Origin of the sequence: Variovorax ureilyticus, from assembly GCF_050632185.1 — a bacterium.
GTDB lineage: Bacteria > Pseudomonadota > Gammaproteobacteria > Burkholderiales > Burkholderiaceae_C > Variovorax > Variovorax ureilyticus_A.
In genome coordinates, this window is sequence record NZ_CP192579.1 from 4,460,848 (window position 1) to 4,476,377 (window position 15,530).

At 61.4% G+C, this 15,530-nt stretch carries 12 protein-coding genes; 11 read left to right on the forward strand and 1 reads right to left on the reverse strand.

The genetic code is table 11. The features are described 5' to 3' along the window. Nucleotides 1-208 precede the first annotated feature (208 nt). From ACQ858_RS22120 to ACQ858_RS22135, 4 genes are all read left to right on the forward strand, one after another. Nucleotides 209-1,885, forward strand: coding sequence for a hypothetical protein (locus ACQ858_RS22120; RefSeq protein WP_431274658.1), 1,677 nt, complete (start codon nucleotides 209-211; stop codon nucleotides 1,883-1,885). A gap of 451 nt (nucleotides 1,886-2,336) precedes the next feature. After that, nucleotides 2,337-6,161: a hypothetical protein gene (locus ACQ858_RS22125; protein ID WP_431274659.1), complete on the forward strand. Its 3,825-nt coding sequence runs from the start codon at nucleotides 2,337-2,339 to the stop codon at nucleotides 6,159-6,161. Then, nucleotides 6,143-6,316 carry a hypothetical protein gene (locus ACQ858_RS22130; protein WP_431274660.1) on the forward strand — a complete coding sequence of 58 codons (174 nt, stop codon included), beginning with the start codon at nucleotides 6,143-6,145 and terminating at the stop codon, nucleotides 6,314-6,316. The genes ACQ858_RS22125 and ACQ858_RS22130 overlap by 19 nt, the downstream gene beginning before the upstream one ends. Nucleotides 6,317-6,584: 268 nt before the next feature. Then, entirely contained in the window at nucleotides 6,585-8,639 is a 2,055-nt protein-coding gene (locus ACQ858_RS22135; RefSeq protein ID WP_431274661.1) for a hypothetical protein, read from the forward strand. A 49-nt stretch (nucleotides 8,640-8,688) separates the two neighbouring features. Here the strand turns inward: ACQ858_RS22135 and ACQ858_RS22140 are convergent, their stop codons facing one another. Continuing rightward, nucleotides 8,689-8,940: a hypothetical protein gene (locus ACQ858_RS22140; RefSeq protein ID WP_431274662.1), complete on the reverse strand. Its 252-nt coding sequence runs from the start codon at nucleotides 8,938-8,940 to the stop codon at nucleotides 8,689-8,691. A gap of 315 nt (nucleotides 8,941-9,255) precedes the next feature. Between ACQ858_RS22140 and ACQ858_RS22145 the strand changes: the two genes are divergently transcribed. The 7 genes from ACQ858_RS22145 to ACQ858_RS22175 all read left to right on the forward strand — a co-directional run bounded on the left by ACQ858_RS22145 (nucleotide 9,256) and on the right by ACQ858_RS22175 (nucleotide 15,358). Next, nucleotides 9,256-10,293 carry an IS110 family transposase gene (locus tag ACQ858_RS22145; RefSeq protein ID WP_431274663.1) on the forward strand — a complete coding sequence of 346 codons (1,038 nt, stop codon included), beginning with the start codon at nucleotides 9,256-9,258 and terminating at the stop codon, nucleotides 10,291-10,293. Between the two features lie 445 nt (nucleotides 10,294-10,738). Continuing rightward, nucleotides 10,739-11,188, forward strand: coding sequence for a hypothetical protein (locus tag ACQ858_RS22150; protein WP_431274664.1), 450 nt, complete (start codon nucleotides 10,739-10,741; stop codon nucleotides 11,186-11,188). A 308-nt stretch (nucleotides 11,189-11,496) separates the two neighbouring features. Continuing rightward, complete coding sequence (locus ACQ858_RS22155) at nucleotides 11,497-12,774, forward strand: hypothetical protein (RefSeq protein ID WP_431274665.1); 1,278 nt, start codon at nucleotides 11,497-11,499, stop codon at nucleotides 12,772-12,774. Between the two features lie 78 nt (nucleotides 12,775-12,852). After that, nucleotides 12,853-13,032 (forward strand): hypothetical protein, encoded by a 180-nt coding sequence (locus ACQ858_RS22160; protein WP_431274666.1) that lies wholly within the window; start codon nucleotides 12,853-12,855, stop codon nucleotides 13,030-13,032. A 66-nt stretch (nucleotides 13,033-13,098) separates the two neighbouring features. Further along, nucleotides 13,099-13,422 (forward strand): membrane protein insertion efficiency factor YidD, encoded by a 324-nt coding sequence (gene yidD / locus ACQ858_RS22165; RefSeq protein WP_431274667.1) that lies wholly within the window; start codon nucleotides 13,099-13,101, stop codon nucleotides 13,420-13,422. Nucleotides 13,423-14,429: 1,007 nt separating this feature from the next. Next, on the forward strand, nucleotides 14,430-14,744 hold the full coding sequence (locus tag ACQ858_RS22170) for a hypothetical protein (RefSeq protein ID WP_431274668.1): 315 nt from the start codon (nucleotides 14,430-14,432) through the stop codon (nucleotides 14,742-14,744). Between the two features lie 110 nt (nucleotides 14,745-14,854). Further along, on the forward strand, nucleotides 14,855-15,358 hold the full coding sequence (locus tag ACQ858_RS22175) for an H-NS family nucleoid-associated regulatory protein (protein ID WP_431274669.1): 504 nt from the start codon (nucleotides 14,855-14,857) through the stop codon (nucleotides 15,356-15,358). The last annotated feature ends 172 nt before the right edge of the window (nucleotides 15,359-15,530 follow it).

Below are 15,530 nucleotides of genomic sequence, written 5' to 3' on the forward strand. Positions count from 1 at the left end.
CCCGCAGCGATGGGCGGCTACTATGGATGCGCGGTTCAAGCCGAGTCGCGGGCAAGTTGGCGCCCATCAGTGCACGCACCAGGTGTTTCTGGCACGGTGAAGCCCAGTTGAAGTAGCAAGTAGCAGTACCCGACCCCGGCTTTTTTGAACTCCCGGAAGGCCGGACAACGCGTGCCGTCCTTCGTGTCTTCCACTACGGAGCTCAACTGTGGTCATCCCCGCGACGCCCGGCGCCCCGCTCACCCCCGCACTGCAAGCAGCGGCTTTGTGGACCTACTTTCAGGTTCGCGCACCCCGTTTCACAGTCGACAATGCACTGGCGGTCGTCCGCGAGCTGCAGCCGCAGCCTGCCGAAGACCTCAAACATCTGGCCAAGCGCCTGCGGCCACTGCTGACAAGTGCGGGCGTTCGCGCCAAACACGCCGCCTGTCTAGAGGCCGCCGCTCGAATTCAGGGACATTCCAGCTGGCACGAGGCAGAGTACGCGTCACAGGCGCCTCGGCTCCGAATGGTGGTCCTGTCCGGCGACGGGAGCGACGGTGGCATGTTTGCTGTCGGAGAAGAAGTGTTCACGACATGGCAGGACCTGGCGCCGCGGATGGTGCATTGGTGCGAAGCGCGCCACCGCGCGTCGGGTGCGCGGGTGTTCGAGGTCCATGTCGGCGACCAATACCTGATGATAGGAACCGCAGTTCCGAGAGGAGAGGCCTATCCCGGCCAAATGGTGCCGGACCCATTGTTCACCGTAAAGACCGAGGCAGTTACGGACAACTGGCTTGACGGTGCTCCCGCGGCAATCGAATTCCTGCGTCGGCACCTGGAAGAGTGTGCAATGGCCGTACTTGATGGTGCCGCGGTCCTTCAGCTTTGCCAAAAGTACAGCCAGAAGGGCGTCGCGCAACTTCCTAGCTCCTCGGACCTCTCGGTGACTGTCGACGCGGCGAACACGGAGCTGGTGCTCCTGCGCGAGGACAACGAGCTTCAGGCAGGTAGCGGCTTCGAAATTGCACGGGGCGACGAGATGACCTGCTGGTCACAGTTCGAGCTGGCCATCAAGGACCACGGCAAGGACGGCGTCCTCCAGTTGGACGGCGAGGCGTGGCGCATTGGCGCAGGGCGCTATGTTTGGGAGCTCAGCACGTTGCGGCCTCGGGAATATGTGCCGGGGCTGGTCGTCCGGCGGCTAGATGAACAAGACGTGGAGCGGCTCCACCGGCGGTATCAAGTTGCAAAGAACATCTTTGCCGGACAAGTAAAGCACCACGAAGTGGGGAAGCGCGTCGAATACCTCGGCAGTCCGAAGGAGGCGTACCGGGTGGACCTGCATCGTGTGCTGACAGCCGCTCACGAGGCGGGCCACACATGGGAGTCAATGTGCGAAGCGCTGGGCGCCCAGGAAGAGATGCGCGCTGAACTGCCCACGGGATTCATCATGAGCATCACCAAGCTGCTCTCGCCGGCCGACCCCAATAGGTTCTTTGCAAGGCCGAACAAGTCGGAGATGGTCCGAGCAGACGACGACCAGGTACTACGTGCGCTGCTTCCCCGCGTAGATACCGTCCGCTACAGGCTTGGGAATGTCCCGGAGGAGGACAAGAGCGCCATCAACGAGGCGGTCTCCGAGGTGACGGATTCCTTGCGGCTCCGCACGTTGACAAAGGCAGGCCTCTTCGTGAACGCCGAAGACGAACTCCCGCAGTTGGTCTACTCGCAGGAAGGCGAAGACTTGCGCCTGAATCTCCAAGAGAGAGGTCTTGACCTCTATGCGGCGGTGCTACCGACCTTCTACCCGCTGGACAACTTGCCGGAAACCGTGGACCGGGACGCAATTGCGCCCTTTGCGTTCGGGCACATGCTCTATTTGCACATCGAGTCGCGTCCCTAGAGGCGCCGCACGAGTCAGCATTTAGTTGACACATCTGTTGCGTTCGGTAATCATCGCGGCGCGGTTCATAGCCGAACCGTAGGCAAGTTGGCGCCTGTCAGTGCACGCTGGCTCGGAGGGAGACCTTCGAGCGACGGCAAAGCCAGTAAGTGAGACCGAATCGAATCCCGGCTTGGTGACTCCAGGAAAGCCGGACAACGCGTGCCGTCCCGAGTGGCTTTCCGTTTCGGAGCTCATCAGTGATAGCCATTGCCCCTGCGGCAGACGCCGCCCATCCTGTCGACGAATCCTGCGCTGCTGCGCTGTTGACGTTCGCCCACCCTAGGCCCCCAAAAGTTGCCAGTGCGGATGCTTCACACGCCTTGCTGCTGGACATCGACTACTGCAAACCGGGTCAGAGAAAAACACACACACTCTCCGGCTCGCTGAACAGGAGTGAGGGGGAAGCCACATGAGCTCCAAGTCCTCCAGGACCGCCAGCGCCATTTTCCAGAAGGGCTTCAAGGAGCCGTTCCTGCGCGCCTCCGAGCGGCCGTTCGTCAAGCTGCTGAACTGGTACACCGGATTCGGCAAGACCTACACCGCCGCAGCCTTCAGCATCGAGCTGTTCATCAACTGCGACGTCATCCCGGTGTTTATCGCACCGCTCCAGTCCCTGGTCTCAGGCTTCAGCGAGGAACTGAGCAGGCACCAGAAGTCCGGCGAGTACGCCGATGAAATCGAAGCGGCCATCCGGGCCCGCGGCGCAGCCATTCCCGTGTACCGGCTGTACTCCATTGAGTACCACCTGAACGACCGGAGCTTCTTCCAGTCTTGCCCGGCACTCGTTCGGTGGCTGGAGCGGCACCCGCAGGTCTGCGCGCGCATGGAGACGTCCGCGAAGCACGCTGACACCGACAAGAGCGTCCGAGCGCGGGTGAACGAGCTGCGGCAAAAGGCGGCCTACTGTGAGCAATCGAACTTCCTCGCCATGGCTGCATCGGACGACACGTACGAGGACACCAGGACGGCCTATCTCAAGGCGGCCCAGCGGGCGCGGAGCTTGGCCGACAGCCTCGTGTGGCGCCTTATCAAGCTTGATGTGGATTCCCGCGGCCTGAAGCAGGACGCCGACCGGTTCATGCGCGCGAAGGAGGTGGCCGAGCTCGTTCGCAGGCTGCATCCTCTACAAGAGTTCCTGGACAACCCCGGTGTTATCGTCAGCACGGCCTCGAAGGCGCAGGTCGGCCACAAGGTGTACGGGCCTGACGGCAAGGGCGGGTTTAGGGCTCACCAGTTCGAGAACCTGCCGCTTTTCCTAGAAGAGCTGAACCGCGACGGCAGCGAGTTCGGCCGCATGGCGTCGCGTCGGCCGGACTCTGCTCGCGTCGTCACATTCGTAGACGAGGAAGAGGACTCCTACTGGTATCTTTTTGACCAGCGGAAGTCGGTGGTGAACTCCGGCGGCCGCAACGACCTGAACCACGTCATCTCGGAGTTCTTCCAGTACTTCGACCTCCGGTGGCCCATGGCTTTTGAGAAGCTGCGGCGCGACGGGCCCACGGACCTGGCGCTGGCCACGAAGGTCTACGACAACCTTGAGAACTTCGCCCAAGTGAGCAAGGCCGTCGAGGACGAATTCACCATGGAGGTAACGCGGACGGGCGCGAAGTACATCAACGACTCGCGGCGCGTGGAAATCCTGCGCAAGCATCTCTCCGCGCAGGCGCCGAGAACAGCCAGCCGGTTCGACGACGTCGAACTGCAGCTGGTGCTCGCGCAGCTGCATGACCGCAACGACTCGCACGCGGATTTCAAGCGGTTCCGTCAGAAGGCCCGCGTTCTGAAGCGCATCCGCGACTACGTCTTGAGCATCACTCGTCCGGGGAGCACGGCTTACGAGACCTTCCGAGACCTCCATGAACTCGTGGCCAATAAGAAATTCTTCACCATGAGCCGGTCCACCTACGGCGAGGTGCTGGACCAACCTGGCCAGACCTTCTTCACAGAGTCGGCGAGCGTCATGGACACGGAGTTCCTGCGCCAGGTGCAGCTCACACGGGACACGGCCCACCAAACTATCCGGCTGGACTACCACGATGGCGAGGTCCCGGCGGACGCCTTCACGCTGCTCGATTACCTCAATCTCGTGGTCTTCATGGCCTCAGTGTTGGCAGTCACCAGCGGAGAGAACGCCATTGAGATGTCGAAGACCGACCAGGAGCGCTATCCCAGCTTGGACCGGTTCCGGTCCGACGTGCGCCGCCTGTTCGACGGGCGGGCGACAGAAGAGGGCTTGGCTGCGGAAACCAGCGACAAGGAACTGCTGACCGACTCGTTCCTGTTCAAGGACACCAAGAGCGTGGTGACACTGGAAGAGAGCCGCAATCAGGCCGAGGAATACAACATGACGGCGGACGTCAGCTTGACGTTGACCATCACGTCCCTTCGAGCGACGCCCGAGGAGGACATTGTGCGCGCTCTGGGGCGCACGAACGGCGTCTACCTGATGAGCGCTACCGGTGGCCTGCAGTCAGCGTCCTCAGGTGCCTTCAACACTAAACATCTGAGGCGGTGTCTCGAATCCCGCGGCGGTCACTTTGCCGATATGGGTGAAGATGAGCTCGAGGTGGTTTCCGAGCACGCAGAGCGGCAGATGGGCAAGCGTGAGCGCAAGGTGGTCATCCTGGATGACCGAGACCCGGCACGCACCTTCGGCGTTTCGCGCAGCTTCAAGGGCCTGCTGCAGTTGTTCGAGGACGCGCGGCCGAAGAAGGACGAACCCGGCTACGCCCAGATGAACAGCTACAAGCGCGACGAACTGGCCGGCCTAGTCGCGAGCTTGGACAAGATGCTCTCGACGTCCATGCGTTCGGGACTCGTGCTTTGCCAGACAACGCAGCACGTGCGCAAGTGCCTGATGCGGCTCTCGAACATGAGCACGGGCTTAGTGACCCAAAAGGACACCACGGGTGAGCTCTTCGTCATTGACCCGCGGGCGCTTCCCAGCTATCGGGACTTCGGCGTCACCGAGGAAATTACGGTGGTGCTGTATTCGGCCGCCCGCTTTCGTAAGCGCGACAAGACGAAGACCGGAGCGCTTGAGGAGGACGACGACAAGGGCCAGTTCAGCAATGACCTGGAGGAAGCCCTCGACATCAGCAAGAAGAAGCTGCTGCTGTGGACTGCCTACAAGTCGGCGTCGCGCGGCATCAACTTCCTCACGCGCCAGCATGGCGTGCAACGGGACTTCGAGCTGTTCTGCCTGCTGAACGACCCGTACTACACCCGGCATACGCGGCCCGGCTCAACGGGTTTCTCGATGGAGATGTTCCAGAGCTTCGCCCAGGTGCTTCGGGATGAGAACGAGAACTGGTCTTCGATGTCCAAGGGTGACTTGCTGTTCGAGTACTCCAGGAACAAGTGGCGCCGGCTTCGGAAGGAGCACTTCATCGACATTACCCGGACGGTCTTCCAGGCCCTCGGGCGTGGTGAGCGCCGTCCCGACACGCAGATGCCGGCGCAGCACCTGTATGTCAGCTCGGAAGCGGCTCGCATGGTGCATCTGGGGCTGCGACACGCATCGGAGCTTCGCAAGCGAGCGTCACCGGCCCAGCGGGCGGTGCTGGAGGAGATTCGCCGGCACAACATTGAAACCAGCATCTTCCCGTCTGACGCGGAACGACAGCGGCATCACCTCGACAGCCTCAAGAAGGCCATTGCCTTCCGTCGCTTCACCAGCCAGACCCCTGCGCGTTTCCGCTCGGATGCGGCGGCTCGAGGGATGTGGGAGCGCCTGTTCGATTCGACAATGTTCAGCGACCCCCTCAAGTACTTGGACAAGCTGGCCACCGCCGGCGTGCCCATGGAGTACCGGGACGGGTGCTTCATTGAGGTACCGACGATGGCCGACATATACACGGTCGACTTCGGCGCCGCGGGCATATTCGAGCGTGTGGTCACCGATGCCGAAGATGGTTCTGACGCCTACAACTGGATTGGCATGGTGGCCCCGGAAGGGCTCATCAGCCAACTTTCCTCCGGTACACAGGGGCATCTGAAGGAATGGCGCGGGTTCAAGTTACCCGACAAGACCAAGCGCCTGCTTCCTCAGCCCTGGTTCGTGACGGAAATCATGAAGGGCTACATCGCGGAACTGGAGTTCGAGGAGTACGTCGGGGCTCAGTTCAATGTCTGGCCAAAGCAGCTAGCGCTCGGAGGTGGGCCGGTGGAATACCTGCAAGTTGCCGAACACCCCTATACGCCGACCTGTACCAGTTGTTCGACTACTACCTGATGCCGGCGCCCGATGTGCTGGTGGCGGTGGACCTAAAGAACTGGGCCCGCAGCACCGACAGCCTGAAGAAGGCGCAACTCAAAGAAGAGGCGGAAAAAAGCATCAGCGGCTGCGCGAACTCCTTCCGAACCACACCGTCCACACCCTTTACGTGAACCTTTATGGGGCACACAAGTTTTCGGACATAAGGCCGCCTGCGGGCACCATCCGGTTCATGTCGCTCTATGTGCCGAACACTGGGACGGACCTGTGGATGCCGAATGCCAACCTGCGTGAAGCGGTGCTGGGGAAGTAATGCCGATTCGAACTCTTGACGGCAACACAGTCGCTCACGCTCGGCTCAGCGCTCTCCGGTTCACCGCTCCGGTAGCTGACGCTGCCCGAGCCCTGGCCACTTGGCAAGCAAGCCACGGCGGGCTCCTGGTGCCCATCGCCATCCCGCTTCCCAAGTCGACCGAGGAAACGCCGAAGGGCATTAGCTTCTTCCGGCAGCGGGCCAAGGTTGTACGTGCCCAGATTGCGAAGGAACTCGGACTCGAAGGTGACGCCGCCCTGAAGCTGTCATTCACGATGTCCAGCAAGGACGCTTGGTACCTCGGGCCACGACCGAAGCTCGATGTGCAGTCTATGCTGGACGCAGTCGCCGGCAGCCCGAGCAAGTTCATCGAACTGATGTTGCTTAAGGAACTCATCGAGTCGTCGGCGCTTGACGCAGAAGACACGTTCGTTGGCGGCGGATTCGGGCCGGGCGTCTACTTGGGAAGCGCCAACCAGGCCTCCAAGAAGCACCTGCAAATGGCGCAGGCGGAGTACTCGGTCAACGCGAAGCACGGCCTGCTGTTATGCGACCTGACCGCAAAACGATTCGCTCGGAAGGTCACGGCCACACCCGAGAGCGCCGCCGCAACTCGGCTGGCTAGCGCTGGCGAGGGTTTCCTGGTCGGGGTGACGCGCATCGTGCCGGACGAGTTCTACGAGCAAGACGGCCGCAAGTCGCCGATGGAGGGCTTGAGCCTCGATACAGACAAGATTCGGCGCACCCGGTTCTATTACCTGAACCTGCTGACCGAGTTTGCGATTCGACTCTTCACCAAGGCCGACGTGCCGTTTGCACGAGAGACGTTCGCCGCGACCCACTGCGTCGACGACGCGTACATCCCGCTAGAGCCCCTCGCCAACCTTCATCAGCCGCTCGTGGTCGTCAACACGACGCTCCAGCCGTTGGACCACGATGCATTGGCACCCTTGGCTCGTTTTCCGGAGTACCTGCCGGGCTACCACGTCGCCGGCGGCAAGAAGCTGCATTTCCCGGCGCCCGACATTCGCACAGCGCCGTCAGTGCCCGAAACGCTTGAGCCGGCCTTGAGCTACCTGTTCCTGAACGGAGAGGGCGACGAGGACCTCGGAAGCGTCCGGCTGGCCAAGGGAGCCTCCGAGGAATTTAAGCCTGCCAAGACAAGCGCCGCGTACACGGCCTTGGCCAAGGGCGAAGGCAGAGCGGACCCATACACTCAGGCGAAGTACCACCACCTGCTAGCCCGGAACACCTTCGCGACCGCGACACAGGGCCTGGACTACAGCCCCAAAGCGCTCGCGGCGCTCCGGCCTGGAAAGGCGGATGACCAAGACGCAAGGCAGCTGCAAGAGGCACTGAAGCGCTGCTTGGTGGAGCTGTCGCTCAAGGAGGTGCTGCTCGGACGAAAGCCTGTCACCGTCCCGGCGATGCCGGCCGGCGTGCCGGCCAATCTCACCCTCCTGGCGACCCGTCGCACTCGTCTACCAGGCCGAGCCGACCCAGAACAAACCATCGCGGCGGTGGATGTTCGCGTCGACGGAGACACCATCTCAGTCACGCGGGTGCGCCGCACTCCTTGGGGGAGCCGCGAGGCAGTCCTGGACTTCGTCTTCGCGTACGAATTCCTGCAAGAGCAAGGCAAGGACGCGGTTCGCGACGGGCAGTTCTGGGCAGTCGACCAAGCCACGGGCGAGAAGCTCACGGTCTGGGCGGGCGCCTTTGTGCCCAAAATCATCCTGAACGATGCCTACGACGGCATCGAGCACGCCATTGCCGCCCAAGATGCCTACTTGGCGAAGCGCCGCGAGGAAGGCAGCAAGGGAAGATTCCTGTCCAAGGGGCGGGAGTACAACCTGCTCCCGTACTACATATCCATGTTCAAACCGGAGCATGCTGAGCGTGGCGAGCGCGTGGGTCTACGGATGCCGGTGCAGGATTGCGGGACGTTCGCACGGGTGTTCGTGCCGCCAGAGGGCGGCATCAGCGGGGCGGGCGATTCCCTCTCCGGCATGCGTGACGTGATGCACTATGGCGTCGGCGGCGCGCTGACGATGGCCGGCCTCATGGATTTGCCGCTCGTGCAGCTCTACCTGCACACGATGACAAACGGGGTGCTGGTCGGCGGCGACAACTCGAAAATGAGCTTGCTCGAGAAGCTGGCGCGCCTAGCGCTCGAGAACTGAGCGACGCCCGTTGAAGGAGAGCACGTTGTGCCCGATGTCATCCTCGACCTTAGGACCAGCTGATGTGCGGGGTCGGTCGGGCAATTGGCGCCGCAACGCCAGCGGCAGCCAGCTTCGCGGGGTCTGACCCCGCAAAGCCATGCGCTTTTAACTGGTCGACCACAGCGGCAGGTGCCCCCTTTGGAATGGCCACCACGAGCAGGTCTCGAGCTCGAGTAGCCGCCACGAACCCGATTCGACCTTCCTCGCCGCCCGTGCCGCCGACCAGCGCCTTGAGGTCGTCCTTGTCGGTGAGGTACATGACTGCCGGAACTCCCTCTCCCTTAGCCTTTGCCACTTAGGGTTGCTTTAAGCGTGTTCAACACCGAGCGCAGCGAGGCTGAGTGAACTCCGAGGCCACGACGCGGCGCGACCGGCGGCGTTCCCAAATTTGCCATTGCCGCAATTGGCGCAATGCGGCCGGGGCGCGCCGACGGTTGTCGGGCCAGAACCAGCCGCTCGAACGCGGCTCCAAATTCACCAAGGAGCAATGGGATGGACGCCCCCACTCGTAACGGCATCGATGTGCCAAAGTGGGAAGTGTCACCAACCACTTGAACCGAGAGGGGCGTCCACCATGAAGATTACGACTGTTGGCATCGACCTGGCAAAGAACGTGTTCCAGGTTCACGCAGTGGATGAGCATGGCAAGGTCGCGTTGCGCAAGCAGCTTCGGCGTGACCAGATGACCACCTTCTTCGTGAACTTGCCTCCGTGCCTCATCGGTATGGAGGCCTGCGGCAGCGCCCACCACTGGGCGCGCACCCTGCAGGGATTCGGCCACACGGTGCGCCTGATGTCGCCGCAGTTCGTCAAGCCCTATGTGAAGAGCAACAAGAACGATGTGGCCGATGCCGAGGCCATTTGCGAGGCCGTCGCCAGACCGAGCATGCGGTTCGTTCCGGTGAAGAGCGTCGAGCAGCAGTCGGTGCTGTCACTTCATCGTGCGCGCCAGGGCTTCGTCATTGCCCGCACCGCGCAGGCCAACCAGATTCGCAGCCTCCTCGGCGAGTTCGGCCTCGTCATCCCGAAGGGCATCTGTCACGTCGCCGAGCAGGTGCCCGAGCTGCTCGAAGACGCGAGCAATGAGCTGCCGGGGTCGTTCCGCCGACTCATCGTTCGCCTGACCGAGCATCTCAAAGAGCTGGACAAGCTGGTCCACGAGTTCGAGGACCAAATCAAGGCGTGGCATCGCAGCAGTGAGCTCAGCTTGAGGCTCGAGAAGATTCCCGGCATCGGACCTCTGGGTGCCAGTGCACTCGTCGCCTCCATCGCCGATGCGAACAGCTTCGACAACGGGCGGCAGCTCTCGGCTTGGCTCGGGCTGGTGCCGAGGCAGCATTCGAGCGGGGGCAAGCCAACGCTGCTGGGCATCAGCAAGCGCGGCGATGTGTACCTGCGCACGCTGCTGATTCACGGTGCTCGCTCGGCTATCGTCGCGGCGCAGAAGAAGGCCGTGAACACCAACGTGTGGCTGGCGAGCCTGTTGAACCGACGACATCCGAACGTGGCCGCCGTCGCCCTAGCTAACAAGAACGTACGAACGGTATGGGCGCTGCTCGCCCACGGCCGCGAGTTCCGTTCTAACTACGTGCCGCTCCAGCTTGCGACGTAGCAAGGCGACCAATCTACACAGCAAGCAGGAGAACGAACCGCCGATTGCTCAGGCAATCACGCACTGATGGCAAGACAGGTAAGACCGTGGTTGGCGAAGCCCAGAACGTCCGAGGCACCTCGAGTGCGAAGGAGCGATAGAGGAGCCGACCAGCAAATCCCATCAGGGACAGCGACGACAAGCCGCAGCGAAAGTCCGGATGTACGGGTGCAATCGAACCTTCAAGTCATCAGCAACTGATTGCCTGGCATATTTGGGGGCGTCCATGTACGGACGTTCGCAGCGCGCGGAGGGGCGGATTGGAAGTGCGTGCACACGCTGACATCCCTCTTCAAAATCGCAGCATGCCAATGACCTACCGATTCGCCGACAAGCCCGGTGAAGGCTCAGAAGTTCTCGACTGGTTCCGCAGCTTGGAAGCCCCGCCAAAGGAGGCCCAGACAGCTTGGGGGTTGTCCTGCATTTCAGCGACCTGGGCGAGATTGCTTACCACCCTGACAACTCGATTGATGCCGAGGCATCGCCGTTGGTTTCGGTGTTGCTTCCCAAGGAGCGACGTGGAGCGATATGGACGATTGGGGAGGTTCGCTTCCTCGCCAATCAGCTTCGCCGACGATTCCCCGCCTTGCACCGCATCAGTACGCAGTTCTCAAAGTGGATTTCTGGCTTCGAATGTGTCTTTGCGAATGGGGTCAGTCGCGAGGCCGTCAACACCTTCGACTACTACCTTGAAGGCTCGGTCAGGAATTCCGACGAGCCGGTTTGGGCGCTGAATTCTGGAATGGAGGCGCTGCGAGCGCAGCGCTACTTCGTGAGCGAGCGCGACAACGACATCGTGTTGGAAAAGTTGTGCCGCACATTGCAGCTCAGGGGCGTGAGTTGCTCAGTGCAGTAGTGGCAAGCAAAAAGGCTACGCTCATCACTTCTTCAGGGGTGACGCAAAGCGGGCCAAATCCAGCCGGTCGACCTCACCGCAGAATTCTGGACCGGACAGTCGCATCCTTGCGGGTCGAAGACGCTGGCTATCGCTGGGCGGAGTGCCTGGCTCCTTCCTCTTGAGGAGGATGCCGCCCGGCGTGGGCCCGCTCTCTATGGCACGATTCGAAAAGAATTGGTTCACGAGCCAAGCACCGTGCCTGGCAGCGGTCACACGCGAAAGACGGGCAAGAGGGAAGTCCTCGAACGCTTCAATCAGAAAATCGAATGTTCAATCTCATCGACAAGAGCCGCGGCTATCTTTTCTCGTCTCGGGATTTGAGGCAGGTGCTCGATGCCCACGTCGAAGCCCTTCGAAATGAGGTCGCAAATATCGACGGAGACCAACTCCTGAACACGGCCCCGTCGGACCTTATCGATTACCTGGTAGAGAAGTTCACGCTGCCCGAGCTGGCCTTGCGCCGCGATGAGTGGAGCGTCAGCGAGCAGGAGACGAAGGTCGACGTGAGTCGAGATGGAAATCGATACTTTTCCCCCGGTCGCTCGGGTCCTTTCTATGTTCCGGGGCAACGCATAGAGGTCTATGTCCCCTTCGACGGGGAATCCGAACTGTTCTACATGCGAGCCAGTCAGTTCAGCACGAATCCACCACGCGCTAGGATTCAAGGCAGCACGCTCGTCCTAGAGTTCGAGCAGCCGAGCGACAAGCAGAGCGACATCCGCGCTGACGTTGACAGGCTGCTGGCGGATATTGAGCAGCATATCGGCTGGGGAAATCCGCAGGTCATCGCGATGAACACCTCGCTGCGGCAAGAAGCGCAGAAGGTCGTCGAAAGCCGTCGGCAGCAACTTCTGGTAAACCAGAATCGGGTGGCTGCACTTGGGATACCCGTTCGAGAGCGGACCGGTGCTCCGAAGACCTATGCAATACCTGATGTGCGCAAGAAGGCAGCCCCCACGTTGCCTGCGGCATCGAGGTCGCCCTACAAGGCCGAGCCCGTGTGGGACATGGCGCAGTATGAGCACGCCCTTCAAATCATCCAGAACATGGCACTGGTCATGGAACGCAGTCCGAGCGCATTCGCTAGGATGGATGAAGAGGCGCTCCGGCAGCACTTTCTAGTTCAGCTGAACGGTCAGTTTGAAGGGCGTGCTACCGGCGAAACTTTCAACTTCGGCGGCAAGACTGACATCTTGCTCCGAGAGGGGGACCGCAACGTCTTCATTGCGGAATGCAAGTTTTGGAAAGGCCCAAAGAAACTGGCCGAGGCGGTTGACCAACTGCTGGGCTACACGTGCTGGCGGGATACAAAAACCGCCATCCTCGTGTTTAACCGTGGCATCGACACGAGCACTGTCCTTGCGGGTATCGATTCGGTTATGAGGGCTCACGACAACTTCAAACGCCCCCTGGAATGGAAGTCGAAGCATGAGGGCGCCTTGCGCTATGTACTCCATCAGCCGGGGGACCAGAATCGAGAGCTCATTGTTTCAGTCATGGTGTTTCACGTCCCCACGAACGATGACGCTCCCCCTGGAGCCTGAGCTTTGCGAACTGGGCGTCGTTCCTATTCAAGGGACACCAGCCGGGCCACAACCAGACACTCACCGCGCGCCTCTGAAATGCTTGATGTCCTCGCTTCACCGTGGTCCTGCATCGGCGTAGTGGCTGGATTGCTGATTGCGATGCTGGTCCATTGGCTGGCGCCAGCCGCGGACGCCGTTCACGTCGGAGCATGGCTCGTCGGCCTGGGATGGCTTGCCGGTCTCGTGTGGGAGCTGATGGGCAAAGACGCCAAGTAGGCATGGCCGGCGCGCCATGCAGAATGCGGCCAGAACAACACCGATGAGGGCGACCATATGAGAGGCATGGCAGTATCGGCAATCGAGGGCTATCAGCGCTACGTCTCGCCGTATAAGGGGTTCAGCTGTGCCCACCGAGTGCATGCCGGTGGCGCGTCTTGCTCACAGTTCGCCAAGCAGGTTTTTGCTCGGTTTGGCATGACGCTCGGCTTCGTGCTGATGGTTCGGCGCTTTCGCAAATGCGCTGCGTCGGCCCGCTTGAACGCCATGGTGTCGCAACAAGAGCCTGATGCGCGCCCTCAGAACACCTCCCCAGGGCCATGGCAATCTGTGGCCAATGCGCTGGATTGCGGCGCCTCGGCGGCCACTTGCTGCTGTTGGCCAAGTTAGGCCGTGAACGGCCAGGACCGGCCGTTCAGCGACGAGGCAGGATGCGTCCGAAATCACACCTTCGGTTAGCAGGTCGGCGGTCTTTGCTCAGACCATCAGCGCGAGGCCTGGTGAACGTCGGCTGGCCCAGAGACTGACCAAGGCGTCGAGCTCCGTCAGGAAGATTCCGGTGCTGCTTTTGTTCGCATGCTCGCCGTCGCCGCCGACTACCCGTGACGCGTACCGGTGCCCATCCGTGAGAAGGAGGTGGTGCCCCAGGCATTCGCGACCATATGGTGCTTTTGGCCTTCGTGGCCCTCGGCGCAAGAGTAGTCCCTTGCCGTCCAAGCGGCCCGCAATTCATGGCGCAAGCGTCGGGCCAGATTGCTTGAGCCAGAATGCCCACCATGGGCGTTGTCGCACGGAGGGGGCCTGCATTTCTGCCCGAAGCGTAGACACGGCACCGGCTCTGCGTCGCAGTTCTCGCTCAAGCTCGTGAGCCCGCCCGTTGGCCTCCCGCTCTCCATGCAGCGCTCGAGTGCGCCAGTGCACGGCCAGCGCTGCAAGCTGGTCGTCGCCCAAGTTGTCAAATTCGTTCGCTGAGGTCACGAGTCGATTATTGCTGCGTCGGCAACTGCCGGGCTTCCTTGCCGCCGACGAAAATCCTCAATGGGGGATGGCATTTAAAACTCTGCCGCGATGTCTACGTTGGCGTCACGCGCGGGCCAGACAGTATCGGCATGAAGCAGCAAGACCTCGGCCTGAATCTGAGCGCTCCACGCGCGCGCAAGGCGCCCGAAATTGGCCATCGGGGCGAAAGCCATCAGCGATTTGGACCGAAGGGTGTCGCCATGCGACTGCAATCCATGTAGCACGATGCCGCAGGCTCATGCGTTGCCCCTCAGACCTTCAGACCGCCTTGCCCGCCGGTCTTGGACACCATCCCTAGGTGTCGCGCCTTCGTCACGCGGTGTTCCGATGTGGCCTGTAACCTTCATGCCGCAGAATCCGCGAAGAAAGGAAAGCTGATGGTCAACATCTCCGAGCGCAACATCGCCTTTGTCAACTTCGTCCACGCGTGCCTGGGCCATTTGAGCGAGAACGTCCGTCGAGTCGACTTTCGAATGATTTCGAGTCGTTCATATCAAATCAGGGTCGTGGTTCGACACGACAGTACCAAGGGTAGGACGTTGTTCAAAGAAGTACTCGAGGACTTTGAGGCAACGCTGGGGTCCCCGTACGGCTCGGCGTGGGAGATTGATTTTCGGTTCCTGGTCGAAGCCGACGAACTAAGCGTGCTCCCGAAGGATTCCGGATATCTGGGCGTGTTCCGGGAAGCCTAAGACAACGTGCTGTTGCCAACGGGGCTGCCAAGCGCAGTCAGGCTGCAGGTAGCCTTGAACTCTCAGAGCCACTAAGCTTATGGACTTGTTCAATTGAAAGGGACAAAGCCATGGCAAGCAGTTACGCAGAGATTCAGAAGAAAATTGCCGCTCTGCAGAAAGAGGCGGATGCCGCTTTGGCGAAAGAAGTGGTCGGAGTCGTGGAACGGATTCGGGTGGCGATTGCGCACTACGGGTTGACGTCGCACCAGCTCTTTGGAAAGGCCACGCTGGCTCGCAAGACGAAGCGTGTCGCCAAGGTCCTCGCGCAGAAGAAGCAAGGCCGAATCACCTACAGCGACGGGCAAGGCAACACCTGGGGTGGCTGGGGAAAGCGTCCGACTTGGCTACGTGAGGCACTGGCGGCCGGGAAGGACTTGCAGGACTTTCAGGTGGGCGCTCAGACGAAGAAGGCGGCCCCCACGAAGAGTGGGCAGAAGCGTCGGCCGTCGAGTGTCCTCTACAGTGATGGCGCCGGTCGCTCGTGGACCGGCCGGGGCCCGCAACCCCGCTGGCTCAAGGAAGCTATCGCAGGTGGAAAGACGCTGGAGGAAATGCGGAGCCAAGGTTCATAAGGCTGCCGTTCGTTCAGCCCGAGCAAATGAGCTGTCCCTGGTACCAGATAGCGGGGCGCACGCCCGACACCTTCGAACTCACCGTTCGATTTGTCTGCGGCGCGCTTGCCGGCTTGCTCCTTGGCCTTTGGATTGCCGTCTACTGTTGGCCCCTGGCTCCGCTGCAACTGGC